Genomic DNA, 23,945 nt, shown 5'->3' with positions numbered 1-23,945 from the left:
AGAGGAATGACAAGATGAGTAGTACGAATCAAAATATACAACATGCGTTAGGGGAAAAAAAAGGTTTCCAAATATGGTGGCGAATGCTTCGGCCCCATACATTGACCGCATCTTTTGTTCCTGTCTTTATAGGGACGATGATTGCCAGTCTCGAAGAAAGTATTCATATAGGATTATTTCTAGCCATGTTATTAGCGTCCATGTTGATTCAATCAGCAACCAACATGTTTAATGAATACTATGACTTTGTAAAGGGCTTGGATACGGAGAAATCGATTGGGATCGGTGGAACGATTGTAAGAGATGGGATCGCTCCCAACAGAGTAAGAAATTTAGCATTCGCTTTTTACGGAATTGCCGTTTTATTAGGCCTATACATATGTATTGAAACAACCTTCTGGATTGCCGTCATAGGTGTAGTATCTATGGCTTTTGGTTATTTCTACACTGGTGGACCATACCCGATCGCCTATTCTCCATTTGGTGAGATTTTTGCAGGATTCTTTATGGGAACCGTGATTATCGGTATCAGCTATTACATTCAGCTAGAGGTGGTGACATGGGATGTTATCTGGTTATCCATACCTATTGCAATCTTGATTGGAGCAATTTTGCTGGCTAACAATATTAGGGATTTAGATGGTGACAAGGAAAATGGGAGAAAGACGTTAGCTATACTAGTCGGTCGAGACAATGCGATTACGACACTGCTCATTTTCTTTATTGCGACCTACTTGATCACTATCGCTTTTATTTTCATGGATTTGTTACCAATATGGGCACTTATTACGTTACTAAGCTTAAAAAAACCGATTAATGCCTATCGTGTATTCAAAAATAACTATACTCCCCTTGAGATGATGCCTGCTATGAAGTATACAGCTCAAACGAATACAATTTTCGGCATATTATATGGACTTGCATTTGTTTTTGAATTATTGTTTTAGGATTCAGTAAGTTTAATAAAAGAGGAGAAGGGAATTAATAAAAATGAACTTAGATCAGACGTTGTTCAATACACTTAATATTGATACAAAAGTAGCGACAAAAGATCAAGTCGTCTTGACGATGCCAGTCGATTCCACCGTTCATCAGCCTATGGGATACCTTCATGGCGGAGCATCTGTGGCGCTTGCTGAATCAGCTGCAAGCTTGGGAGCGTTTCTTAATATCGATCCTGAGAAGTACAGTGTTTTCGGTATTGAAATCAATGCGAATCATGTCAAAAGCAAACGCGATGGAATGGTTCAAGCAAGTGCGATTCCTAAACATACTGGTAAACGAACAATGGTTTGGGAAATCAACATCACGGATGAAGAAGATGAACTGATATGTATCTCCAGGTGTACGATTGGTGTAGTTGAGAAAAACTAACCACTTGAGGTGATCATATTGAATCAACAAGATTTGAATATTGTTAAGAAACAATTGCTTGAAGAGCGAGAGCATTTACAGGAACAGATCCACAGCTATACTGAGGGAGGTTCTTCTCTAGAAGATTCTGTAGGAGAGCTTACTGCTTCCGATCAACATTACGGTGATTTGGGAACCGAACAATTTGAACGCGAAAAGGATTTGACTCTATTCAATAAACAGCAAAAAGAATTAGAGGAAGTAAACCATGCTTTAGAAAAAATAGAAAAAGGTGAATACGGCTACGACGAAGAAACAGGTGAAGAAATTCCTACAGAGAGACTAAAAGCCATGCCTACTGCAAGATATAAAATAAAAGAGTAAATCAAACGAAAAATCTCCGCATAGCTGCGGAGATTTTTTATGTGATGGTAAATATATCTCATAGCCTTACTCATTATTGGAAAGAATACAATTGAGGTGAATGAGATGTGGTATCAAGTTTGGCGTACATATTTTCAAATCCCCATTCTATTAAGGTTATTTTTGACAGTTATTTTTTTTATGATTGCTTTTGGATCGTTGATGCATTTCATCGAACCTGATACATTCATTACAATATTCGATGGTATTTGGTGGGCAATGATTACAGGTTCAACGGTTGGATATGGAGATTTGGTCCCTGCTACTACGTTAGGGCGGGTCATTACTATGGTATTAATTTTAGGTGGGGGCGGATTGCTTACCTTTTATATGGTGTCTATATCCCGAGGTGCCATTAAATGGGAACAAGATTATCAAAAAGGGGAAATATCTTATTACAAAGATAATCACCTTATAATTGTTGGTTGGAACGAGCGCTCAAAAAGATTAATCGAAATGATTCAAGAAAAGATGAGCGACACTTCTATCGTCCTAGTAGACGAGTCACTGAGGTCGGATCCTGTCAATTCAAAATATGTTCATTTTATTAAAGGGGACCCTTCCAGAGATGAAACATGGCAAAAGGCAAACATATCTCAAGCCAAAAAGATTATGATTACAGCTGATCAATCTTATTCTGAAAAAGAAGCTGATATTCACACCATTCTTTTGACCATCACGGCACGGGGCCTGCACAAGACTATCCCAATTTTTGTTGAGATATTGACGAAAGACCAGCAAGTGAATGCAGAACGAGCGGGAGCTACAGAAATCATCTGTACAAATATCTCAACAAGTACCCTCTTCTTTCACGAATTGACAGGTCACCGTCATGGAGATGCATTTAAATATATTATGTCGTTTTTAGCTGAACAGGAATTTTCGATCAAGCAGGCTCATGAAAATTGGCTCGGGTCCGATTTCTTGGTAATAACTGATCATCTTAAAAAGGAAGAAGAATTACTTTTAGGGGTTATTCGAGACAATGAAATGCTGATGAACCCGTTATCAACAGACAAGGTTCAAAAAAAAGATCATTTAATCATTGCCCGAAAAATCTCCCATGACTAAATCAATAACTGCTCAACTTTTTGAACGACCTTTTCCGCTTCTTCTATAAATTTCGGATCTAGTTCCGCATCTTTTTCTTCAGGCGAAGCGAACTGATTAAAGCTTCCTGTGATATTTCCGGACATACCTTCCTGATCGACTCCTGATTCAAAACGGTGACTGAGAACAAAGGGATCTTTTAAGCGGACCTGTGCGTCTAGTTCGTCCAAATTTCCAATTTCAGATGTAACTGGAATTCGGATAAAAACATACTGCTCATCATCTTTGTACATTTCATAGTCAAAATAACCATGGTCGAATTCATAACTGCTTCCGATCGAAAAACCTAATTTGCTCAATAAATCACTGACCTGTTTATATTCGTACAGTTGATTATTAATACCAGACTGAATCGTATACATATCGTCACCTCTCTTCAATGGACTGACGATATTAGTATGTACGGCTAAAATGTAATGATGAATGGAAAAAGATTCTATGATGCAGGTTTGTAAGGCTTTCTTTAGTGAATAAGAAAAGTGAAAGCGCCAACTATCAACTTAAAGAAAGTAACGCAATTACCAATGAAAGTGACGCAATTCCGCTTTTGTTATCCTGCACCAAAAAAACTCGGCAGCCAAAAGCTACCGAGTTTTACTTAGTTTATTTATAGTGACATTTCTAGAATTGTTTTTACGTCTTCATGCTCAAGTGGTTTGAAGTTACCAAATGAACCATTTTTCATTGCGCGGTCGACCATGAAATCGATTTGAGATCCGTCGATATCGTAGTCAGCCAGCTTCGTCGGAGCTCCAAGGGAGGTCCAGAATTGTTGCAATCGGTCTATCCCTTCTAACGCAACTTCACGGTCATTCTTGCCTTCTGGATCAACACCGAACACTCTAACAGCTAATTGTTTGAAGCGATCAGTTTGAACATCCACATTATGGCGCATCCAGTTAGGGAATAGAATAGCTAAGCCACCGGCATGTGGAATATCGTAGACTGCTGATACTGCGTGCTCAATATTATGTGTTGCCCAGTCACCTCGATAACCCATTTGAAGCATACCATTCAAAGCAATTGTTCCTGAGTACATGATCGTTTCTCGGTGTTCATAAGACTCAAGATTGTTCAACAATTTCGGTGCAGTCCCAATAATTGCTTTCAAAACTCCTTCACACATGCGATCTTGAGCGGGAGCATTTGTTTCTGGGTGGAAATATTGTTCGAAAATATGACTCATCATATCAACAATTCCGTATACCGTTTGATCTTTTGGTACTGAATACGTATGCACCGGATCTAAGATTGAAAACTGAGGATATGAAAACGGTGAGCCCCAGCCATATTTTTCATTTGTTTCCCAATTAGTAATTACTGCCCCAGCATTCATTTCTGAACCAGTTGCAGCTAGTGTTAATACTGTCCCTAATGGTAAAGCGTCTTCTGGTTGAGCTTTCTTTGTAACCAGATCCCATGCATCCCCATCATACTTCGCAGCAGATGCGATGGTCTTAGTAGCATCAATAACACTTCCTCCACCAACAGCTAAAAGAAAGTCGATATTATTATCTTTACAGAATTGTGCACCTTTATTAACTGTAGCTAGACGAGGATTAGGTTCTACTCCTCCAAAGTCAAAAGTTTCATATCCATTATTCTGTAGTTTTTTCGTGACGTTGCTATGAATACCATTTCTTTTGATACTTCCCCCACCGAAAACGATGAGCACATTCTTGACACCATCTGGAATAAGCTTTGGTAGGCTCTCTAATTGTCCTCTTCCAAATACTAATTTAGTTGGATTATAAAAAGTGAAATTTTCCATCATTGATCTCCTTTCTTTTTCAACACTAATATTATTATGAATAAACATGTCCCATTAATCAAAAAAAGCGCCCTAGGGAATTTAATTCCCTGGGCACTTCCAATCGCATTAGTTGCGATACGTATTTTCACGTTCTTTAGATTGGTTGATCCAATCTTCAAGTTTGTCTTTCAATACGTTGAAGCCTGCACTTTCATCATTAGATGATTGAACAGGTGCTTTTTTCTGTGGTGCTGTCTTAGGTTTATCTTCCGTTGCACGGATTGATAGAGAGTACTTACCTTGGTTCTCTTCTACATTCAAAACCTTGACTTTAACATCATCACCAACACTAATGTGTTCATTGATGTCTTTTACATAACCATGAGTAATTTCTGAAATATGAACAAGTCCTTGAACATTTTCATCAATTTCAACGAAAGCACCATAAGGTTTGATTCCTTTTACTTGACCTTCGATTACTTGGCCTTCTTCAATAACTTTAGACATAACTATACAACTCCCGATACTTTTCTTTAACACAATTTTATATTCTATCACAGAATCATCATCTTGGCAAAAAACCTATCTACAATACTTATAGGCAAATTTTTTTGCAAGTTCTACATATTTTTTGTAAAAACGTGTTTATTTTTCTGAATAAAGGTTATACCTAGTAATGTAATACTTTCTCGTATTCCCCCTTTGGCAAAGTGGTCCGAAACCGCTTTGCTATTTTTTTGCACATTTTTAGTATTTAGCTAATGATTCAGTTAATATGGGATATAGAGGTGATAACATATGAAATATGATTTCAATCAAACAATCAACAGAGAAAATACTAGAGCGGTAAAATACGATTTTCGTGAAAAACTATTTGGTTCCAACGAAATATTGCCGATGTGGGTTGCAGACATGGACTTCGCATCGACTCCTTTTCTTCAAGAAGCTATTATAGAGCGTGCCCGACATAATGTTTATGGTTACACTACTTATGATAAAGAACTATTAGAAACAGTTCAGAGTTGGTTGAAAGAACGACACCAGTTCGATGTGAGTACTGACTTGATCAGTCTGAGTCCAGGTGTTATCCCGTCATTACATGCATTAGTCCAGTCTTTCACCGAAGAAGGGGATCAAATTGTCATTCAACCACCCGTTTATCCTCCATTCTTTTCAGTAGTTAAAGAGCATAATAGGGAAATTGTAGAAAATCCTCTTATTGAAAAAGATCATCACTATGAAATTAATTTCACTCAGCTAGAAGAACAATTTAAAAATGGGGCTAAAGCTTTCATTCTATGTAGCCCTCATAACCCAGTTGGCCGAGTTTGGACTCAGGATGAAGTGCAAAGAATGGTCGACCTTTGTGAAAAATATGACGTGTATTTATTTTCTGATGAGATCCATGCCGATATTATTTTCTCGGAAGGAAGGCACTATCCATCAGAAACTTTATCTAATAATAGTGAATCAAACAAACGGATATTCACTTTGATGGCTCCTTCTAAAACATTCAATATTGCTGGATTACAAGGATCTTATGTGATATCTCCAAATCAAAAATCAAAAGAAATTTTTGATAAACAGCTTGGAAGACAAGGTTTCGTTGTGCTCAACACTTTTGCTTATACAGCAATGGAGGCTGTATATAAACACGGAGAAGACTGGTTGGAACAACTTAATGAGCAGCTACAAGAAAACCGTGACCTCGTGCATCGAAAGCTCCAGGAGAGTAAGACTTCGGTCAAAGCTTTTGATTCGGAAGGTACCTATCTCATCTGGCTCGACTTCCGAGATACAGGTCTGAGTCACGATGAAATCTCCCGTAAGTTGAAAGAAGATGCTAAAGTCGGTTTGAACGACGGCAAGAGTTTCGGAGACCAAGGTGAGTGTTTCATGCGCCTTAACATTGCTTCACCTTCTAGTGTTGTAGAGGAAGCTATTGACCGAATCATCCAAGCGTTTAAAAAGTAATCACTACAAGCTCGCATAATTAAACTGTATCTCTTCCAGTCGACTCATTTTCGATTGAAGACAGTTCAATTATAGCGAGCTCTTTTATTTTTCTTCCTCTGCATCTTCTACTTGATCACCAGGGTTACTCGCGTCCTCAGTCGTACTTTTAGAATCTTTCTGAATGACTCCACAAGCCATTCGCTCACCAGCATCTCCAGATGGTTGACTTACCCCATCGTCAATTTTTTCATGTATAATCAAGGCCTTTCCACCATCAGAAAAAATCGAACCTTTACCATCTTTAAGCGTCGCATCAGCAATTAAATATTCAAAAGTTGCTGTTCCATCTCCACCTACTTCTATATTGGGCATATCACCTATATGATGACCATCCGGATGCATCAATCCATGCTTCGAATCATCATTGGTCCAATGGCTTCCTGCCGACTCAAAAGTTGGCGGTTCACATTTCGGAAATTCGTGTAAGTGAATTCCATGAAAGCCTGGAGTCAATCCAGCTACGTTAACCTCAACTGTTACGCCACCAGCATCTTCTTGAAATTTGGCTTTGCCGATTACGTCAGAATCTCGATTTTTGATATCGACTTCATAAACAGTAGCTGCATCAGCTTGGCATGCCGTCATTAGAAGTACTACCATTATCATACCTATCATTCTCATTAATGATCACCTCAAGAATAAGGTGCCCTGCATTGAATATTTTTATAACACAAATGCTTTAGCTTCTCAGCTTATTTTATTTCGTCTGCTTCTTGAGATAGTTATTTATTATTTTATCAAGCATACAGAAAATCCCCACCTGTTATAAGATGGAGATTTTTCTTAAGCTGCTTAGATAACTATATAAAAACTAACCTTTTCTAAAGGAGTTATTCCTCCTCATTACTGGTTCGAATAACTTTCGTTATTATTACTTATCCACTTTAACTAAAAGTTTTCCTATATTGTTACCTTCAAATAAATCAAGGAATGCGTCTGGAATATGATCAAATCCTTCTTTAATTGTTTCTTCATATTTCAGTTTCCCTTCGTTAAGCCATTTAGCAAGTGCCTCAGACCCTTCACCAAATCGGTCAGTATAATCTCCTAAGGTAAAGCCTTGCATTTTAGCACTTTTCTTAATTAGTGTCGTCTGAATACGAGGGCCAACATCCTTACCTTCAAGGTTATAACTAGATATTGCACCACACACAGTGATACGTGCATATTTATTAATATTTACATGAACTGCATCGGAAATTTCTCCGCCAACATTATCAAAGTATACATCTACACCATTAGGACACGCTTTTGCGATGTCCTGCTGGAGGTTAGAACTAGTCTTATAGTTAATCGCTTCATCAAAATTCAACTCTTCTTTCAGATATTTGTTTTTTTCATCGGTACCTGCGATTCCAACAACCCTTGCCCCTTTTATTTTAGCAATTTGGCCAACAACGGAACCGACAGCGCCCGCTGCACCAGAGATAACTACTGTTTCCCCTTCTTTTGGTTCGCCAATGTCAAGGAGCCCAAAATATGCAGTTAACCCAGTCAACCCCAAAATTCCTAAATGAGTAGAAATCGGTGCGATATCTTTATCTATTTTTCTTACTTCATCTTCCTTCGCCGTATAATAACTTTGCCACCCAAAACTCCCCAAGACAATATCGCCATGCTCAAACCGATCTGATTTAGATTCCACTACTTCACCGATTGCTCCCCCGCCAAGTACATCATCTATTTGATATGGGGGGATATATGAAGGAGCATCCACCATTCTGCCACGCATGTATGGATCAACAGAGACATAGATTGTGCGAATTAGTATTTCTCCCTTTTCTGGCGTTCTTATATCTGTTTCCACAAACTTAAAAGTGTTTTTATCGGGGGTTCCTTCTGGTCTCTTTGCTAAGAGTATCTGTTTGTTTTTGTTCATACCTTCCACTCCTCGTTTTATAAATAATCTTCTTCCTTAAAGTAACAGGAACGAGAATTCAACTAAAGATACTTGCTCAGTATGGCGATTCATGCCTCTGATGTATAGATCGGCAGCACTTAAGCAAACCATATTATTTATTCGAAAGGGCTCAAGTTGTGTCTGAATCCATAAAAAAATCCTCTAGCTTCAGCTAGAGGATTTATCAATCTGTTGTTCTTCCCGTTTTGCCCCTGGGAATTGCTCTTCGAATTTCTTTTTTTCGTTATTAGATGCTTTTATAATAAAACGCATCGCAATAAAAGCAATCACTGTGAATAAAATCAACATGAGGATTGCTGGTAAATACTCGGTTTTATCTTCTGGAAAATATAAAAACTCCATCATAATGAATCACCTGCTTTTAATAGCTTGATTGCTATCATTTTAACAGAATTCAGCAACTTATGCTCTTAAGACTTGTTTCAGCTTTATGACAATTCTTTCATCAAGTTAGCCATTTCAATTGCACCGACTGCTGATTCGTAGCCTTTGTTTCCAGCTTTTGTGCCGGCACGTTCTATAGCCTGCTCGATTGTGTCAGTTGTCAGTACACCAAAGATTACTGGTGTGTCCGTTTCCATGCCTACTGAGGAAACGCCTTTTGCCGCTTCACCACATACATAGTCAAAGTGTGGAGTCGCCCCTCGAATGACTGCACCCAATGTAATGACTGCATCATAATCACCTTTGTTAATCAGCTTTCTAGTAGCTAATGGAATTTCGTATGCACCCGGGACCCATGCGAGGTCTATATTCTTTTCGTCGACGCCATGACGCTTCAATCCATCAATAGCCCCTTCTAATAATTTCTCAGTGATGAAGCCGTTGAATCGGCCCGCTACTATTCCTACCTTAAGATCTGTACCTATCAAATTACCTTCAAACTTGTTCATTTCTATCGCTCCCTCATATTTTCCTAAAATAAGTGTCCTAATTTATCTCTTTTCGTCTTCAAATATTTTTCGTTATCTTTATTCGGGTTCATTTTCAGCGGAACACGCTCGACAATATCCAAGTCATATCCGTGTAAACCTTTGATCTTACGAGGATTGTTCGTTAGCAGTCTCATCTTACGGACCCCTAAATCTTCTAAAATTTGAGCTCCGATTCCATAATCCCTCAAGTCTGCAGGGTAACCCAATTTATGATTGGCTTCGACCGTGTCGTACCCTTCTTCTTGAAGTTTATAGGCTTTCAATTTATTAAGCAATCCGATACCACGACCTTCTTGACGCATATATAGCAAAATACCTTTGCCTTCTTCTTCGATTTGTTGCAAGGCTGCGTCTAACTGTGGGCCACAATCGCATCGTTGTGAGCCGAATACATCCCCTGTCAGACACTCGCTGTGAACACGAACAAGTGTCGGATCTTCGGGTGAAATATCACCCTTTACTAATGCTACGTGCTCCCGGCCATCAATTTGGTTTGTATAAGCAATTGCTTTGAAATCTCCAAAAGAAGTCGGCATGTTCACTTCTACGGCTCTTTCAACCAATTTTTCATGACGACGACGATACTTAATCAAATCTTCAATCGTAATAAGTTTCAATCCGTGTTTATCTGCTAATTCACGTAATTCCGGGACACGAGCCATCGTACCATCTTCATTCATGATTTCACAGATCGCTCCTGCAGGCTTACCTCCTGCCATTCTAGCAAGGTCCACTGCTGCTTCCGTATGGCCCGCTCTGCGAAGGACACCACCATCTTTCGCGATCAACGGAAAAATATGACCTGGACGCTTGAATTCAGTCGGCACAACATCGTCATCTGCTAAGCGCTGAATCGACATCGAACGTTCGTCTGCACTGATTCCTGTCGTAGTCTCAACGTGATCAATGCTGACCGTAAAAGCTGTTCCGTGGCTATCAGTATTGACATCTGACATTAAATTCAACTGTAGTTGATCAGCTTTATCTTTGGTGATTGGCGTACATAACAACCCGCGCCCCTCTGTGACCATGAAATTGACTACTTCAGGAGTGGTTTTCTCAGCCAAAGCGATGAAATCACCTTCGTTTTCACGATTTTCGTCATCGACTACGATAACTACTTTCCCTTGTTGTAAATCTTCGATTGCACCTTTTATATCATCAAACATGATTAGAGCCCCCTAATTATTCAAAAAACCTGCGTTCTTCAACGCTTCCATTGATACACCGCTTGTATTATTCTCTTCACTTGGTTGCAATAGCTGATGAACATATTTCAATAACATGTCGCACTCGATATTAACCTGGTCCCCTTCTTTTTTACTCGTGAGAATCGTAGCATCCTGAGTATGAGGGATAAGTGAAATCGTCAATGTATCATTTTTCAATCCGAAGATTGTTAAAGATGTTCCATCAATGCTGACAGAACCTTTCATCATCATATATTGACTTAATTCAGGTGAAACTTTGATATGAAAATATTCCGCGTTATCTTTGGTTTCACGACTCACAATCTCACCGAGACCGTCCACATGACCTGAAACAAAATGTCCGCCAAACCGTCCGTCAGCAGGCATTGCTCGCTCAAGATTGACTCCTGAGCCAACCGTCAGACCTCTCAGGGCAGTTTGGTGGAAAGTTTCCGGCATAATATCTGTATCAAAAGAATCTGGTGTGAAGTTCGTGACAGTTAAACAAACCCCATTCACGGAGATACTGTCTCCGAGCTGAACATCATTGGTTATTTTTTTCGTCCCAATCGTGAGTTGCAGAGATTCAGAACCTTGTTTCATCTGCTGCACACGCCCGACTTCTTCCACAATTCCTGTAAACATCATTCATCCTCCTTCGAATGAGGTTTGGCAACGATTTTCAAATCGTCTCCGATCTTATCAACTGAATCAAAGTCCAATTGGATGGCGTCTTTCACTTCGTCAAACCCTAATTGATTGAAAAAGGATTTACTTTTCGCACCACCAATAAGTTTTGGTGCCATATATAAATGAATCTCATTGAATAACTGTTCTTGTATGAATGCAGAATGAATGCTCGATCCACCTTCAACATACAAGCTCATGATTTTCTTATCTGTCAGTAATTCAACGAACTGTTGGATACTAATTGATGAGCTATCCAATTGCCATACTTCAGCATGATCCAATTGTTCGATAGCTTCTATTTTTTCAGAATCTGAATCAGATCCACAAACAACAATCGTCCGTGCATCATTTGATTGTAATAGCCTAACATCTAAGGAAATAGATAAATTCGTATCTAGGACGATACGTATGGGGTTCAATCCTCCGTGGGGCAAACGGGTAGTTAAAAGTGGGTTATCTTTTTTCACTGTTTCTATACCAACTAAGATCGCCTCGTGTCGATGACGATGATAATGCACATCTAACCTGGATTCTTCACTAGTAATCCATTTACTATCGCCACTGTTCGCGGTCATTTTTCCATCAAAAGAAACGGCCGTTTTCAGTGTGATGAATGGACGTTTATATTTCATAAAATAAAAGAACGACGGATTGATCTCCTCCGCTTCTTTTTCCAATAGTCCTACTTCAACATCTATGCCTTCTTTACGTAACCATTCGACCCCTTGACCAGCAACCTTTGGGTTAGGGTCAAGCATCGCAACATACACCTTGGAAATACCAGCGTCAATAATCGCTTTGGCACAAGGTGGTGTCTTCCCGTAATGAGAACAAGGTTCGAGCGTCACATAAATAGTCGCCCCTTGAGCGAGTTCTCCAGCCTGACCAAGTGCATAAACTTCTGCATGGGGATGGCCAGGACGCATATGTGTACCTGTTCCGACAACAAGACCGTCTTTAACGACGACAGCTCCCACAGAAGGGTTAGGCCGTGTCTGTCCAATGGTCAGTCTCGCTAATTCTAAGGCATGAAGCATATAAAATTCTGGGTCTTTCAAATGTTGTTCCTCCTCTCAACTGAGTCACAACTTTTAACATCCTTCTCCCATCCAGACTTTAACTGTCGGCTCCAGGGTCTCACTGGATCCACCGAACGACATATGTCGCGCGGGTCACGGACTGAGAACATGTTTGTTCAACACCGCCGGTCGAGAATTTCACTCTGCCCCGAAGGATCACCCATATGATCTCCTTTGATTATCCAACTTTTTGAGTACAGGTGTCAAGCGTTTGAACCGTAATTCACCCCTCTGAAAATTGAAGTTTAAAAAAATGTAACTTCGGCAATTGTTAGAATAGAACGCAATATTTTTTTCAGAAGGAGTGGAAGTAAGCAATGGACTTGAATAAAGAAATCAAAAAACTTGAAAGTGTATATTTAGAAAAACCTCAAAGAGTCTTTACAATGTATTTAAATACGGATCCTGCTAGTCAAGATAACCAAGGTGGCGAGTGGAAGATTCACTTGAAAAATGGTTTAAATAACTTCGAAACATATTTACAAGAGGACGGCGATTCAGATGAAAAACGTAACTACTGGGCCGTCAAAGAAAAAGTTGAGAAGTTCATGCAAGATAACGAGCCAGACTTGAAAAAAAGTGTAGTAATCTTTGCTAGTTCAGATGAAACAATCTGGTTTGCTGAAAAATTCCAAATGCCAGTTGAGAGCAAATTCTACTGGGAAGAACAGCCACAACTGGACCAACTAAAAGAAATGCAAGAACGTTTCCCTCGTTCTGGTGTAATTTTAACTCAGAAAAATGAAATCAAAACGATTGACGCTCAACTCGGAAATGTGAATGATACCAACTTGTTTGAGTTAGACTTGGATACAGAAGACTGGAGAATGCACCAAGGACCTCACCGTGCACAGCCATCTATGGGGTCAGGCGGCGCAAAAACTTCTAAACAAGAAGAGTACGAGTCAAGATTTGAAGCAAACCGTCAACGCTGGTATAAGAGTGTTGCCCCAAAACTTGATAAATTAGCAAAAGAAAACGACTGGCAGCGCCTTTATTTTGTCGGTGATAAGAGTGAGGTTGCCGACTTACAAGCAGCAATGAATAAAGAGCCTTATAAAGTCGTCAACAAAAACTTACTTGATCATGAAGAAATGAAAGTAATCGACCAAGTGGTTAACCAAGAAGATGATGACCAAGATAAATAATAATGAAAAAGGAGATCGGTTCCCCCCGATCTCCTTTTTAATTTCACTTCCAAATGAGTTATAATTGTGGTAATTTATTGTGGGACTTAAATTCAAGGAGGAATTTTTTAAATGAGTACACATATTGGCGCAAAAAAAGGTGACATAGCTGAAACAATCTTACTACCAGGGGATCCTTTACGTGCAAAATATATTGCTGAGAATTTTCTAGAAGATGTAACATGCTATAACGAAGTACGTGGCATGTATGGCTATACAGGTACTTACAAAGGTGAACGTATTTCTGTTCAAGGAACTGGAATGGGAGTACCGAGTATCTCTATTTATGTAAATGAATTGATTCAAGAGTTCGATGTTAAAAAACTAATCCGCGTTGGTTCTTGTGGTGCTCTTCAGGAAGATGTAAAAGTGCGTGACGTTATTCTAGCATCCACTTCAACAACTGATTCACAAATGAACCGTATGACTTTCGGAGGCATTGATTTCGCCCCTACTGCCAACTTTGATTTATTAAAGAATGCTTATGAAGTTGGTGAAACGAAAGGTATCAAGCCGCTTGTAGGTAACGTATTCACAAGCGATAGCTTTTACCGTGATAATGCGATGGATCTTTTTAAACAATTAGCTGAATATAACGTTCTCGCTGTAGAAATGGAAACGACAGCTCTATATACATTAGCTGCCAAGTTCAATCGTCAAGCGTTGGCCGTGTTGACAGTAAGTGATCACATCCTTACAGGTGAAGAAACAACTTCCGAAGAGCGTCAGACGACTTTCAACGACATGATCGAGATCGCATTAGAAGCAAGCATTAAATAATCCCAATGCATAAGGTGCTCACGATGAGCATCTTATTTTTATTTTCATTGTTTACCTAATTAAAAATTAGGTTGACAATCAAATGTCGAATTGAGTACTATAAAGTACGAAGGGGGAGATTTACACATGAAAAAGAGACCTTTCCGTACAGTTGAATTAACGTTAGGAGCAGTATTCGTTGTTCTGATGATGATCGGAGCAAATATCGCTATTTGGTTCCCAGCGTTGAGGATTTCTTACGGAGCTGGAGAAGTGCCACTGACTTTACAGACATTTTTTGCAATTTTAGCGGGTATTTTATTAGGTAAAAAATTAGGCGCATTCTCTATGATTGTATACTTATTAGTGGGGATTGTCGGTGTTCCTGTATTTGCTGAAATGAAATCTGGAGTAGCTCAACTTGCTATGCCAACGGGCGGATTTTTGATTTCATTTATCTTCGTAGCTTTTGTCGCAGGCTACATCGTCGAAAAAGGAAGCAAGTCTTCCATCATGACATATTTATTGGCTACCTTTGCTGGATTATTGGTGAATTATTTGATCGGAACACCTTATATGTGGTACTCAATGAATTACGTGCTCGAAGTGGGCATTACGCTTTGGGGTGCGACGATGATCATGGTGCCATTCTTTATTAAAGACTTCATCATCACCATGCTATTTGCACTCTTGTTGCCTCAATTTGTGACTCGTCTTACAAAAGCCAGTCCGTCACTGGCGAGACAATAACTTTTGAGAGAAACTTGCGAATATATAAATGTTCGCAAGTTTTTTTATGCTTGCAAGTAGTATTTAACTGTTTATGACTAGTTAATCTCTGCATACGACTAGTTAACCCCTGCTTACGAATAGTAAGACCCGCCTTATGACTAGTTAAAATCCTCTTGCGACTAGTTTTCAACAACCCATCTATATAAAAACAGGCCTCCCACCGAGGAGGCCTGTACCTATTATCTGTTCATAATTGTTTTTGCTAGTGTACGGACCATGGAGCCAGTTGGTCCCTTTGGTCCTAAGTCGTGTTCGCCTTCCGACATCGCTGTACCCGCGATATCCAAGTGGACCCACGGAGTATCCTCAGCAAAGTCACCGACGAATGCGCCAGCCAACACGGCATGTCCTTTACGTCCTGGTGAATTGTTCAAGTCTGCAATGTGGCTTGTGCGGACTTTCTTTTTGAAAACATCATTGTAAGGAAGTTCCCAGATCAGCTCTCCTACTTGTTCTGAAGCTTTCGTTACTTCTTCTAGCCAATCATTATTGTTCGTCATTGCACCGGTCATTTCATCACCTAATGCAACTACTACGCCACCTGTCAAAGTAGCAACATCGATGATTCGTGAAGCTCCTTGTTGTCTCGCATACGTGATAGCGTCTGCAAGTGCAAGGCGACCTTCTGCATCGGTATTACGAATCTCGATCGTCTTCCCGCTCATCGAGACAATGACATCATCTGGTTTGAAAGCTGAGCCGCTGATCATGTTATCTGTAGAAGGAATCAATGCGATAACATTCTCTTCAGGTTTCACAGCACCAATTGCGTCCATAGCACCTAATACTGATGCAGCTCCACCCATATCCATCTTCATGCCAACGATACCGTCTTTTGGTTTGATTGAATAACCACCAGTATCGAAAGTGATTCCTTTACCTACTAATGCAATTGGATCTTCCCAAGTAGCTTTTCCTTGATACTTCATAACGATGAAACGTGGTGGTTCTTCTGATCCTTGGTTGACCGCAAGAAGTGCGCCCATACCAAGGTCTTCAATATCTTTCTTATCAAAAACATCTATTTCTAGGCCATGTTTTTCCGCAATGTTGATTGAGAAAGATGCCAGCTCAGATGCTGTTAAAATATTTGAAGGTAAATTGACTAGATGACGGGCAATATTAGTACCATTACCTAGAGCAAAACCAGTATCCAATGCTTTTAATACTAACTCCTCTTCTAACCCTGTAATCATCGTCAACTTTTCTAACTCAACGACTTCTTCTTTATCTTTTGTATGGTATGTTTCCAGCTTATAAGGGGCCATCGCAAGTGCTTCTCCCACAGCTTCAACGTAGTCAAAAGATTTAGTGGATAAAAAGCTATCCCAAGAAATGCTGATTTCATTGATACGGTCTTTTTTCAATTGCTTAAATAAACGACCGAACGATTTACGAAGTTTATCGACATTCAGCTCTTCTCTCTTACCCATTCCTATTACATAAATACGCTTGGCAGTCAGTTGATTCAATGTGTGAATTTTAGAGACACTACCGAATGTATATGAAAGATCTCCAGCTTGGACAAGTTCGTCCAGTTGTTCACTCATTCTTTCATTGAGCAATTGATACTCATTTTGTTCATGTTTGTTCTCTTCAAAAAGTCCAATTACTAGTGCTTCTGTTTGGTGGTTTAAAATATCTTCATTTATTACTTGAAACACGTTTTTCACCTCCATATTAATAGTATTATCTTAACAAAATAATTCATAATTCGAAATATATTTTATATAACAATTGAAGATTTCCCGTTTTTTTAGAAGGTTACTTAGGGTATGATGTAAGTATAAGAAAGGGTGTCACTACGCATGGAAATTTTCAACAATACACCTCTTATGATTGCGCTATTCGCAGTCATATTTGCTCAAGTAATCAAAATACCCATTCAGTTTATTGCTATACGAAAACTGAACGTCGGATTGGCATTCAGTACCGGTGGTATGCCGAGTAGCCACTCAGCGGCCGTAGCTGCCCTTACAACGGCAGTTGGCATTGAACACGGGCTTGACTCTCATTTCTTCGCCATTGCTTGTGTACTGAGTATTATTGTTATGTATGATGCAACAGGTGTGCGACGTCAAGCAGGTCAACATGCGACTCTTTTGAATCAACTGGTAAAAGATTTTCAGCGATTTGTGGATGATGCAAAAGATTGGCCCAATAAAAAAGAGGTAGAAAAACAAAAAGAACTGAAAGAGCTATTAGGTCACCAGCCTGTGGAGGTTTTCTTCGGAGCAGTAACAGGAATCTTGTTAGCAATACTTGCATATGGGATTATTTAATAAACTCAGCTGAAATTTTTTCAGCTGAGTTTTTCAAAATGGTCATTATTCATTACTCATGACAGGAACAACGCGATCCTCGATTTTCTTTTTCCAAACTTCTAAGTCTTCTTGATTAACAGTTCCATCGCCCTGTTCAATCACGTATACTTCAAGTTCTCGTTTGCCCCATTCATTGAATACTTCATCCACTGTATCATAATAAAGGTCTATTTTATTCCCTTTGATAGCTCCTCCAATATCTGTCACGATTCCATAGCCATACTCTGGGATGTATAGCACTGTTCCTAAAGGGAAGGTACTAAGATCAGCGGCAATGGTCGAAATTTCATCCCTTTGCACCTTAAGGCCTGAAAATGTGATGCCATATTGAGGATGTCCCTCTGTTTTACCAGTAGATTCATAGCCGGCTGTATAACCTGTAGCAACTACTACTTGTGTAGGGTATCGCTTAAAAGCATCTTCAGACTTCGTTGATGCCAGTTCAATATTTGCATGCTCTGCATCCTTAACTTCCTCATGCTGTATATAAATGTCTGCTTTGTTTTCTAATTCAGATTGATGAGAATTTACGCTTTGTCCAGGCTTTTGTTGATCTGCTTCTGAAGATTGAGTCATGATGAGAATTACCCCAGTTGTTGAGATCAGAAAAGCACTGAGAAACAGAAAAAAGTTTCTTAACGGTTTATTCATTTTGAACACCTCTTTGTCCAAAAGCGTAACCAGATTAAGAAACTTTTATACATTTCTGTCTATTAGAACATTTGATAACCGTTCTTACGAAGTAATTTTATGACGATTCCCGAGACAATCGTTCCAATAAAACCAGCTGTTAAAATGATCATATCGAACACTTTCAAGTTGACAAGTTGTTCTCCGAGCATAGCAAATGACGATCCTGGTGAAGTGAAGTATGACATGATCGAAACCTCATCAACAATCAAAACAACGACTATTGGAAAGACAATCGACATGATCCACGTTGCCCTTAACAACATATTTAATATAAAAGCTATTCCGAAAAATAACACAAAAAACAATACTGATTCTACAAATATAAATAAAACGCCCAAATTGACTCCTCCTAATCTGAAGTCTCACTATGTACCAATCTACATTTTATATCATCATATAAAAAAAGCAAAGGGCGTTGATCGACTCAAAGCCCTTTGCTCATTCAATTGTCAACATTTTATCACATTATAAACTTAGTGATACATGTCCAGTTTACCTTTTTTAAGGACTAGTGCTGGACCTCCTAATTGCATTAGATAACGGTTATCAATCACTTTTTTCATAATTGATGCTGAACGACCGAATAATTTTTTATCATCAAATACTACACCGATTGCATCCGTATGGCCAAGTGAAGCAACTGTACCTTTCAGATCAGGTGTGAATGATTCAAGTTCTTTTGCACCATTCATTAGAAGTTTGATGTTTGTTGCAACTGTAGAGCCCATTTGTGTAGCAATCTGAGCTGTTGGTGGATATGGGCGTTCTGTTTCCTTATTAAATAGAACCGCACAGTCACCTACAACAAAAACATCATCATAGTCAGGTGTACGTAAGTCGTCACGTACAGGTACTCGTCCACGATTCACTTCGAATCCAGACTCTTCAACGATCGAGTTACCGCGAACACCGGCGGCCCAAATAACATTATTAGACTTGATTGTTTCTTGTTCGTCATCTTTTTCAACTAAAATTCCTTCTGGAGAACACTCTTTAATCATTGTGCCCAAGCGGAATTCTACACCCTTCTCTTCTAAACGATTCATCGCATATTCGACCAATTCTGGGTCAAATCCTGCTAAAGCCGTTGGACCAGCTTCAACATTAATCACGCGAACCTTACTTGGATCAACATCATATTCTTGGCAAAGTTCAGGTACACGATTCGCTAGTTCTGCAACGAACTCAATTCCTGTAAAGCCAGCTCCACCCACAATAATTGTTAATAGTTCAGGGCGATCTTCTTTATAGTTATTGTATTGCGCAAAGTTATATTCAATATGGTCACGGATTAAACGTGCACTATTGATATTGTTAATCATGAATGCATGCTCTTCTAGGCCTTTGATGCCGAAAGTAGCAGATTCGAAACCAAGACCGACAACTAGATAATCATAATCCAATTCGCCGTCTTCTAATTTCACTTTCTTTTGTTTCGGGTCGATCGAAACGACAGAATCCTGCACAAAGTTCACTCTGCTGAAATCAAGTACATCTTTGATTTGGATACGCGTACGATCATGGTGAAGCGTACCAGCAGCATTTTCATGTAACCACGTTGTTTGATAGTGATAATCATGTTTGTTCACTAGAGTGATATTCGCATCATGTGTGTTCAATTTCTTCTGAAGATTGACGGTAGTCATCATTCCTCCGTACCCTGCACCAAGCACTACGATGTTTGGCTTTTGCATTTACATCACATCCATCCATAAATTTTGAGAATTATCTTTGTGATTTACTTCACGTTCTGATTCAAAGAAAAATGTCATAAATTCGTAAACATTATCTAACCACCATAATAGAACTTTTTTATCGTTTTTTCAAGCATTTCGTCAATTTCAAATGTTTCTGATAATTTCTTCATTCCTCTTGACAAAAACCGTTATGTATTTAACATCCATTAAGATAATGTTATAATAACGTTTGGTGTGAATTCGAATTTTTAATGTTGGAGGAATATATATGAGTGAAAATGTAAGAGATATCACGATCATTGGCGCTGGTCCAGTTGGTCTTTTCACTGCTTTCTACGGCGGTTTGAGACAGGCGGATGTTCAAATCATCGAGAACTTGCCGCATATAGGCGGTCAACTTTCAGCCCTTTATCCAGAAAAATATATTTATGACGTAGCCGGATTTCCAAAAATCCGCGCCCAAGAGCTTGTCGATAATTTATACGAACAAGCAAAACCTTTCAATCCTGAGATCGTTTTAAACCAAGCGGTTCAATCAATTGAAAAAATTGAAGATAACTTGATCAAATTAACAACTGACAAAGATGAGTTCTTCACTAAATCCGTCATAATTACTGCAGGGAACGGAGCATTTGAACCTAGAAAGCTACGCCTTGAAGGAATGGAAAAATATGAAGATAATAACCTTCATTATTATATAACAGACCTTGAATCCTTCCGCGATCGCAACGTTATGATCTGTGGTGGAGGGGATTCGGCAGTTGATTGGGCTCTAATGTTAGAACCAATCGCGAAAAAAGTGACACTTGTTCACCGTCGCGACAAGTTCCGTGCACATGAGCACAGTGTAGAACAATTGATGAATTCCAATGTCGAGATTTTGACACCATATGTACCTATAGAAGTACAAGGTGAAGAAAACATTGAGAAAGTCATCCTTCAAAAAATGAAGGAAGAAGAGACAATTGAAATTGAAATTGATGACATGATCGTCAATTATGGTTTTGTATCTTCTCTTGGCCCGATCAAAGATTGGGGACTTGAACTAGATAAAACAAGCATCGTTGTCAATTCTAAAATGGAAACGAACATTGAGGGCGTATACGCTGCTGGTGACATCTGCACGTATCCAGGAAAAGTGAACCTAATTGTTGCCGGGTTCGGAGAAGGTCCAACCGCCGTTAATAACGCCAAGGTTAGAATAGACCCTGAGGCCCGTGTCCAACCGAAACATTCTACTCATATGTTCAACTAATATAAGATTTATAGATTAAAAGACCAGAAGGAGTTCCTTCTGGTCTTTTTTATGTCGTTGTTGCTGATTGATTAACTTGGTGCAATTCTTAGAATGCCGATTAATTACGGATAAAGTTTCTATACTTAAAAGTGTCATTAAAGAAATCAGCCGGCTATAAGTTTCCGGCTGATTTTTTGTTTTTGAAGGATGAATGATTTGCTACAGAAAAACAGTAAATAGTTACGGATAAATGCAAAATAGTTACGGATAAACATCATATTTTACCTTATTTTTAACATATTACCCATTATTTCAAGAGATTTTACTCAAATAGTTACGGATCAAATCAATGGCTGACCATTTTTTGAAAAGCTGAACAGATGGGCTTCCTTCTAGACTCTCTTATCTTGTGAGAAAAACTTGGCTTTTCGCCAAGTCTTAATGGCGAAAGCCTTTGTTTTTCATATACTTTAATCCTTTAACAAAGTTAAACATTCTTAAAGTATAAAAAAAAAGACCCGCGCACGCGGGCCTTTTGACTAATTAATTCCGTAATTCGTAATGATATAATTACCATCTACATTCTCTATAGATATATTAAACTCCACTTTACCTTCTAAGTCAGTTTCTCTTGATTGGGAAACTAAGTACTCATTTTCACCCTCTTGGCTTAATGAATATTCCCCTTCAGTGTCGAATAGTGAAAACTCACCTTGAGGTTTCATATAAACAGAGCCTTCTTCTTCATAATACATCGGAGTAATGATATTGGTCGCAATTTCTTCAGTGGTAAACTCCTGCATGTCAGCAATCATACCTGAAATAGAAGAATAGTTAACCACTTTCAAATCTTCATTCGTTTCTACAAACGCTTGTGCATGGAATCCTTCAATAATAGAAATAGCGTCCTCTTCATTCAACTCTGAAGATGTCTCTTGAGCTTCTTCTGCTTCTTCTACTGTTTCCTCAGATTCACTTTCGGTTTCTTCTTCATCGTTAGTTTCAGTTTCTTCCACTTCGTCAGTTGATTCTTCATTTCCTTCTTCTGATTCGCCTTCCTCTTCTTCATTCTCATCCGGCTCAGAAATAACTTCTTCATCTGTTTCTTCAGTCATATCCTCACCTTCGGATGAACAAGCTGTCATCAAAAGAACAGTTGCCACTGCAATGAGCATTAGCCAAAATTGTTTTTTCATCTCGTATCTCCTCTAAAATGGTGTCATTTTAGGAGTTTAGCAATTTTCTGGCGACCCTTCTCGATCTTTTGCTTTGAAAGACGACCCACAACCGCATGAAACGATTGCATTAGGGTTATCGATTGTGAAACCTCCACCCATCATGTTCTGCTTGAAATCAATCTTTGTGTTTTCGATTATCGGAACATCCATTGTTGCGATTACAACTGGAATCCCGTTGATTTCATAAGAGTTGTCTGTTTCTTTCACTTCGTAATCAAATCCAAGTTTATATGAAAGACCACTGCAGCCTCCACCTTTTACTCCAAAGCGCAAATAAACTTCCTCTGCTGTTTCATCTTTCATCATTTCATTGATTTGCAATACCGCTTGATCCGTGATTTCGATTGCCATTGCTAATACCTCCTATTAATAAGTATACAAACTATTTTTGTATCGTTCAATTCTATCTAGACGTGCCAAAAGTCACCTTTTGCAACTGTTACAGCAGGACCTGTCATCCAAACGTGACCATTTTCAGACCACGATATAACTAGATCGCCGCCATCTAAATGAACAGTGATTTCTTCATCTTTTCTTGAAAAATCATTCAAGACAGAAGCTACTCCTGCTGCACATGCTCCTGTACCACAAGCTTGAGTAACACCGGAACCGCGCTCCCAAACTCGGAAATTCAACTCATTTGAGTTTACGACTTCCACAAATTCGACATTTACTCCTTCAGGGAATCTAGAATCATTTGTAACTTCGGGTCCTAATGATTCTAATGGAGCATTTTTTATATTTTCTATGAAAAAAATGATATGAGGGTTCCCCATTGATACCGCAGTCCCGCGTAAAGCCTCATTTTTCGTTTGAAAGACTTCATTGATTACACGGTCTTCAGGAAAACCCTGCCCCACCATAGGGATCTTTTGTCTTTCTAAAATGGGTTCCCCCATATCCACCGTAACTTGGTCAACACTGCCCTCTTCATCTAACTGGACAGTTGCATCCACCACTCCTGCCTTAGCTTCAATGGTGAAACTCCTACTTGTAACATAGCCGAGCTCGTAGGCTAGCTTTGCAACGCATCTGAGGCCATTACCGCAGTTCATCGCTTCTGAACCATCTTTATTGAAAATCCTCATTCTTACATCAGCTATTTCAGATGGTAAGAGTAAAATCATCCCGTCAGAACCAATTCCGAAATTAGGATTTGAAACTGCGATTGATAATTCACTCAATCGACTTTCTTCAATAGTCGTTTCAAATCCATTTATATAAATATAACTATTGCCTAGGCCGTGCATTTTTGTAAATGGAATTTTCATTTATTTCGAATCCCTTCATTAAAATAACGGGTTTTCATCTAAATGCTGATATATACTTTCAACCAGTTCCTCTGGTGAATCGGCTGTCACACATTCACCATTTACAATTGCGAACGTGGTTGCAGCGCAAATCCCACAATGGCTGGTACACCCGTATTCGATAACATCCAGATCAGGATCTCTATCCAATTTATCGAATGCTTCTTGTGAGCCACTGGCTAAATTATTGACGCAAAACTCTATAATTGGGTTCATTTATGACACCCCTTGATTTATT

The 23,945-nt window shown here is 39.0% G+C and carries 28 protein-coding genes and 1 riboswitch; of the genes, 10 read left to right on the top strand and 18 right to left on the bottom strand.

From position 1 onward, the window contains the following. Positions 1-14: 14 nt before the first annotated feature. From CEY16_RS09460 to CEY16_RS09445, 4 genes are all read left to right on the top strand, one after another. Complete coding sequence (locus CEY16_RS09460; RefSeq protein ID WP_101331737.1) at positions 15-947, top strand: 1,4-dihydroxy-2-naphthoate polyprenyltransferase; 933 nt, start codon at positions 15-17, stop codon at positions 945-947. 43 nt (positions 948-990) lie between these two features. Beyond that, positions 991-1,374: a hotdog fold thioesterase gene (locus CEY16_RS09455; protein WP_101331736.1), complete on the top strand. Its 384-nt coding sequence runs from the start codon at positions 991-993 to the stop codon at positions 1,372-1,374. An 18-nt stretch (positions 1,375-1,392) separates the two neighbouring features. After that, entirely contained in the window at positions 1,393-1,737 is a 345-nt protein-coding gene (locus tag CEY16_RS09450; protein WP_101331735.1) for a TraR/DksA family transcriptional regulator, read from the top strand. A gap of 105 nt (positions 1,738-1,842) precedes the next feature. Next, a complete protein-coding gene (locus tag CEY16_RS09445; protein ID WP_101331734.1) occupies positions 1,843-2,847 on the top strand; it encodes an ion channel in 1,005 nt (334 codons plus the stop codon). Here the strand turns inward: CEY16_RS09445 and CEY16_RS09440 are convergent. From CEY16_RS09440 to yugI, 3 genes are all read right to left on the bottom strand, one after another. Then, positions 2,844-3,248: a YugN family protein gene (locus CEY16_RS09440; RefSeq protein WP_101331733.1), complete on the bottom strand. Its 405-nt coding sequence runs from the start codon at positions 3,246-3,248 to the stop codon at positions 2,844-2,846. The genes CEY16_RS09445 and CEY16_RS09440 overlap by 4 nt on opposite strands. Positions 3,249-3,493: 245 nt before the next feature. Next, on the bottom strand, positions 3,494-4,657 hold the full coding sequence (locus CEY16_RS09435; RefSeq protein WP_101331732.1) for an iron-containing alcohol dehydrogenase: 1,164 nt from the start codon (positions 4,655-4,657) through the stop codon (positions 3,494-3,496). Positions 4,658-4,765: 108 nt separating this feature from the next. Then, entirely contained in the window at positions 4,766-5,146 is a 381-nt protein-coding gene (gene yugI, locus CEY16_RS09430; RefSeq protein WP_101331731.1) for a S1 domain-containing post-transcriptional regulator GSP13, read from the bottom strand. Positions 5,147-5,437: 291 nt separating this feature from the next. On the opposite strand from yugI, the gene CEY16_RS09425 reads away from it, so the two are divergent. Beyond that, complete coding sequence (locus tag CEY16_RS09425; RefSeq protein WP_101331730.1) at positions 5,438-6,613, top strand: MalY/PatB family protein; 1,176 nt, start codon at positions 5,438-5,440, stop codon at positions 6,611-6,613. A gap of 84 nt (positions 6,614-6,697) precedes the next feature. Here the strand turns inward: CEY16_RS09425 and CEY16_RS09420 are convergent, their stop codons facing one another. The 7 genes from CEY16_RS09420 to ribD form a co-directional block, all read right to left on the bottom strand. After that, positions 6,698-7,276 carry a superoxide dismutase family protein gene (locus CEY16_RS09420; protein WP_238378812.1) on the bottom strand — a complete coding sequence of 193 codons (579 nt, stop codon included), beginning with the start codon at positions 7,274-7,276 and terminating at the stop codon, positions 6,698-6,700. 250 nt (positions 7,277-7,526) lie between these two features. Next, on the bottom strand, positions 7,527-8,534 hold the full coding sequence (locus CEY16_RS09415; protein WP_101331729.1) for an NADP-dependent oxidoreductase: 1,008 nt from the start codon (positions 8,532-8,534) through the stop codon (positions 7,527-7,529). A gap of 189 nt (positions 8,535-8,723) precedes the next feature. Next, entirely contained in the window at positions 8,724-8,921 is a 198-nt protein-coding gene (locus CEY16_RS09410) for a hypothetical protein (RefSeq protein WP_101331728.1), read from the bottom strand. A gap of 83 nt (positions 8,922-9,004) precedes the next feature. Then, positions 9,005-9,469 (bottom strand): 6,7-dimethyl-8-ribityllumazine synthase, encoded by a 465-nt coding sequence (gene ribH / locus CEY16_RS09405; protein WP_101331727.1) that lies wholly within the window; start codon positions 9,467-9,469, stop codon positions 9,005-9,007. Positions 9,470-9,492: 23 nt separating this feature from the next. Beyond that, positions 9,493-10,680 (bottom strand): bifunctional 3,4-dihydroxy-2-butanone-4-phosphate synthase/GTP cyclohydrolase II, encoded by a 1,188-nt coding sequence (locus tag CEY16_RS09400; protein WP_101331726.1) that lies wholly within the window; start codon positions 10,678-10,680, stop codon positions 9,493-9,495. Between the two features lie 12 nt (positions 10,681-10,692). Next, a complete protein-coding gene (gene ribE, locus CEY16_RS09395) occupies positions 10,693-11,346 on the bottom strand; it encodes a riboflavin synthase (protein ID WP_101331725.1) in 654 nt (217 codons plus the stop codon). Next, entirely contained in the window at positions 11,346-12,449 is a 1,104-nt protein-coding gene (gene ribD / locus CEY16_RS09390; protein WP_202908620.1) for a bifunctional diaminohydroxyphosphoribosylaminopyrimidine deaminase/5-amino-6-(5-phosphoribosylamino)uracil reductase RibD, read from the bottom strand. The genes ribE and ribD overlap by 1 nt, the downstream gene beginning before the upstream one ends. 35 nt (positions 12,450-12,484) lie before the next feature. Then, a riboswitch (FMN riboswitch) is annotated at positions 12,485-12,630 on the bottom strand. 157 nt (positions 12,631-12,787) lie between these two features. Between ribD and CEY16_RS09385 the strand changes: the two genes are divergently transcribed. The 3 genes from CEY16_RS09385 (at position 12,788) to CEY16_RS09375 (ending at position 15,166) form a co-directional block, all read left to right on the top strand. Continuing rightward, complete coding sequence (locus tag CEY16_RS09385; RefSeq protein WP_101331724.1) at positions 12,788-13,618, top strand: VLRF1 family aeRF1-type release factor; 831 nt, start codon at positions 12,788-12,790, stop codon at positions 13,616-13,618. Between the two features lie 111 nt (positions 13,619-13,729). Further along, positions 13,730-14,437 (top strand): purine-nucleoside phosphorylase, encoded by a 708-nt coding sequence (deoD, locus tag CEY16_RS09380; RefSeq protein WP_101331723.1) that lies wholly within the window; start codon positions 13,730-13,732, stop codon positions 14,435-14,437. 126 nt (positions 14,438-14,563) lie between these two features. Continuing rightward, positions 14,564-15,166: a biotin transporter BioY gene (locus CEY16_RS09375; RefSeq protein ID WP_101331722.1), complete on the top strand. Its 603-nt coding sequence runs from the start codon at positions 14,564-14,566 to the stop codon at positions 15,164-15,166. 221 nt (positions 15,167-15,387) lie between these two features. On the opposite strand, the gene CEY16_RS09370 is transcribed toward CEY16_RS09375, so the two are convergent. Beyond that, on the bottom strand, positions 15,388-16,872 hold the full coding sequence (locus CEY16_RS09370; RefSeq protein WP_143484612.1) for a leucyl aminopeptidase: 1,485 nt from the start codon (positions 16,870-16,872) through the stop codon (positions 15,388-15,390). Positions 16,873-17,016: 144 nt separating this feature from the next. Here CEY16_RS09370 and CEY16_RS09365 point away from each other — a divergent pair, with 144 nt between their 5' ends. Further along, positions 17,017-17,490, top strand: coding sequence for a divergent PAP2 family protein (locus CEY16_RS09365; protein ID WP_101331720.1), 474 nt, complete (start codon positions 17,017-17,019; stop codon positions 17,488-17,490). Between the two features lie 45 nt (positions 17,491-17,535). Here CEY16_RS09365 and CEY16_RS09360 read toward each other — a convergent pair whose 3' ends face one another. The 3 genes from CEY16_RS09360 to CEY16_RS09350 form a co-directional block, all read right to left on the bottom strand. After that, a complete protein-coding gene (locus tag CEY16_RS09360) occupies positions 17,536-18,183 on the bottom strand; it encodes a 3D domain-containing protein (RefSeq protein WP_238378811.1) in 648 nt (215 codons plus the stop codon). A 62-nt stretch (positions 18,184-18,245) separates the two neighbouring features. Next, positions 18,246-18,563 carry a YuiB family protein gene (locus CEY16_RS09355; RefSeq protein WP_101331719.1) on the bottom strand — a complete coding sequence of 106 codons (318 nt, stop codon included), beginning with the start codon at positions 18,561-18,563 and terminating at the stop codon, positions 18,246-18,248. Positions 18,564-18,698: 135 nt separating this feature from the next. Continuing rightward, complete coding sequence (locus CEY16_RS09350; protein WP_101331718.1) at positions 18,699-19,919, bottom strand: NAD(P)/FAD-dependent oxidoreductase; 1,221 nt, start codon at positions 19,917-19,919, stop codon at positions 18,699-18,701. Positions 19,920-20,190: 271 nt separating this feature from the next. Between CEY16_RS09350 and CEY16_RS09345 the strand changes: the two genes are divergently transcribed. Then, positions 20,191-21,177: an NAD(P)/FAD-dependent oxidoreductase gene (locus CEY16_RS09345; protein WP_202908619.1), complete on the top strand. Its 987-nt coding sequence runs from the start codon at positions 20,191-20,193 to the stop codon at positions 21,175-21,177. A 521-nt stretch (positions 21,178-21,698) separates the two neighbouring features. On the opposite strand, the gene CEY16_RS09340 is transcribed toward CEY16_RS09345, so the two are convergent. The 4 genes from CEY16_RS09340 to CEY16_RS09325 are packed head-to-tail and all read right to left on the bottom strand — an operon-like array spanning position 21,699 to position 23,923. Then, positions 21,699-22,355: a hypothetical protein gene (locus CEY16_RS09340; RefSeq protein ID WP_101331716.1), complete on the bottom strand. Its 657-nt coding sequence runs from the start codon at positions 22,353-22,355 to the stop codon at positions 21,699-21,701. A 36-nt stretch (positions 22,356-22,391) separates the two neighbouring features. Then, positions 22,392-22,748 carry a HesB/IscA family protein gene (locus CEY16_RS09335; RefSeq protein ID WP_101331715.1) on the bottom strand — a complete coding sequence of 119 codons (357 nt, stop codon included), beginning with the start codon at positions 22,746-22,748 and terminating at the stop codon, positions 22,392-22,394. Between the two features lie 56 nt (positions 22,749-22,804). Next, on the bottom strand, positions 22,805-23,668 hold the full coding sequence (gene dapF / locus CEY16_RS09330) for a diaminopimelate epimerase (RefSeq protein ID WP_101331714.1): 864 nt from the start codon (positions 23,666-23,668) through the stop codon (positions 22,805-22,807). Positions 23,669-23,686: 18 nt separating this feature from the next. Next, the gene (locus CEY16_RS09325; RefSeq protein WP_101331713.1) at positions 23,687-23,923 is read right to left on the bottom strand and encodes a YuzB family protein; all 237 of its coding nucleotides are present in this window, start codon (positions 23,921-23,923) and stop codon (positions 23,687-23,689) included. Positions 23,924-23,945: the final 22 nt, after the last annotated feature.

The sequence above is a fragment of the Halalkalibacillus sediminis genome, assembly GCF_002844535.1.
Taxonomy (GTDB): Bacteria; Bacillota; Bacilli; order Bacillales; family Alkalibacillaceae; genus Halalkalibacillus_A; species Halalkalibacillus_A sediminis.
This window is presented reverse-complemented; position numbering and strand designations above follow the sequence as displayed.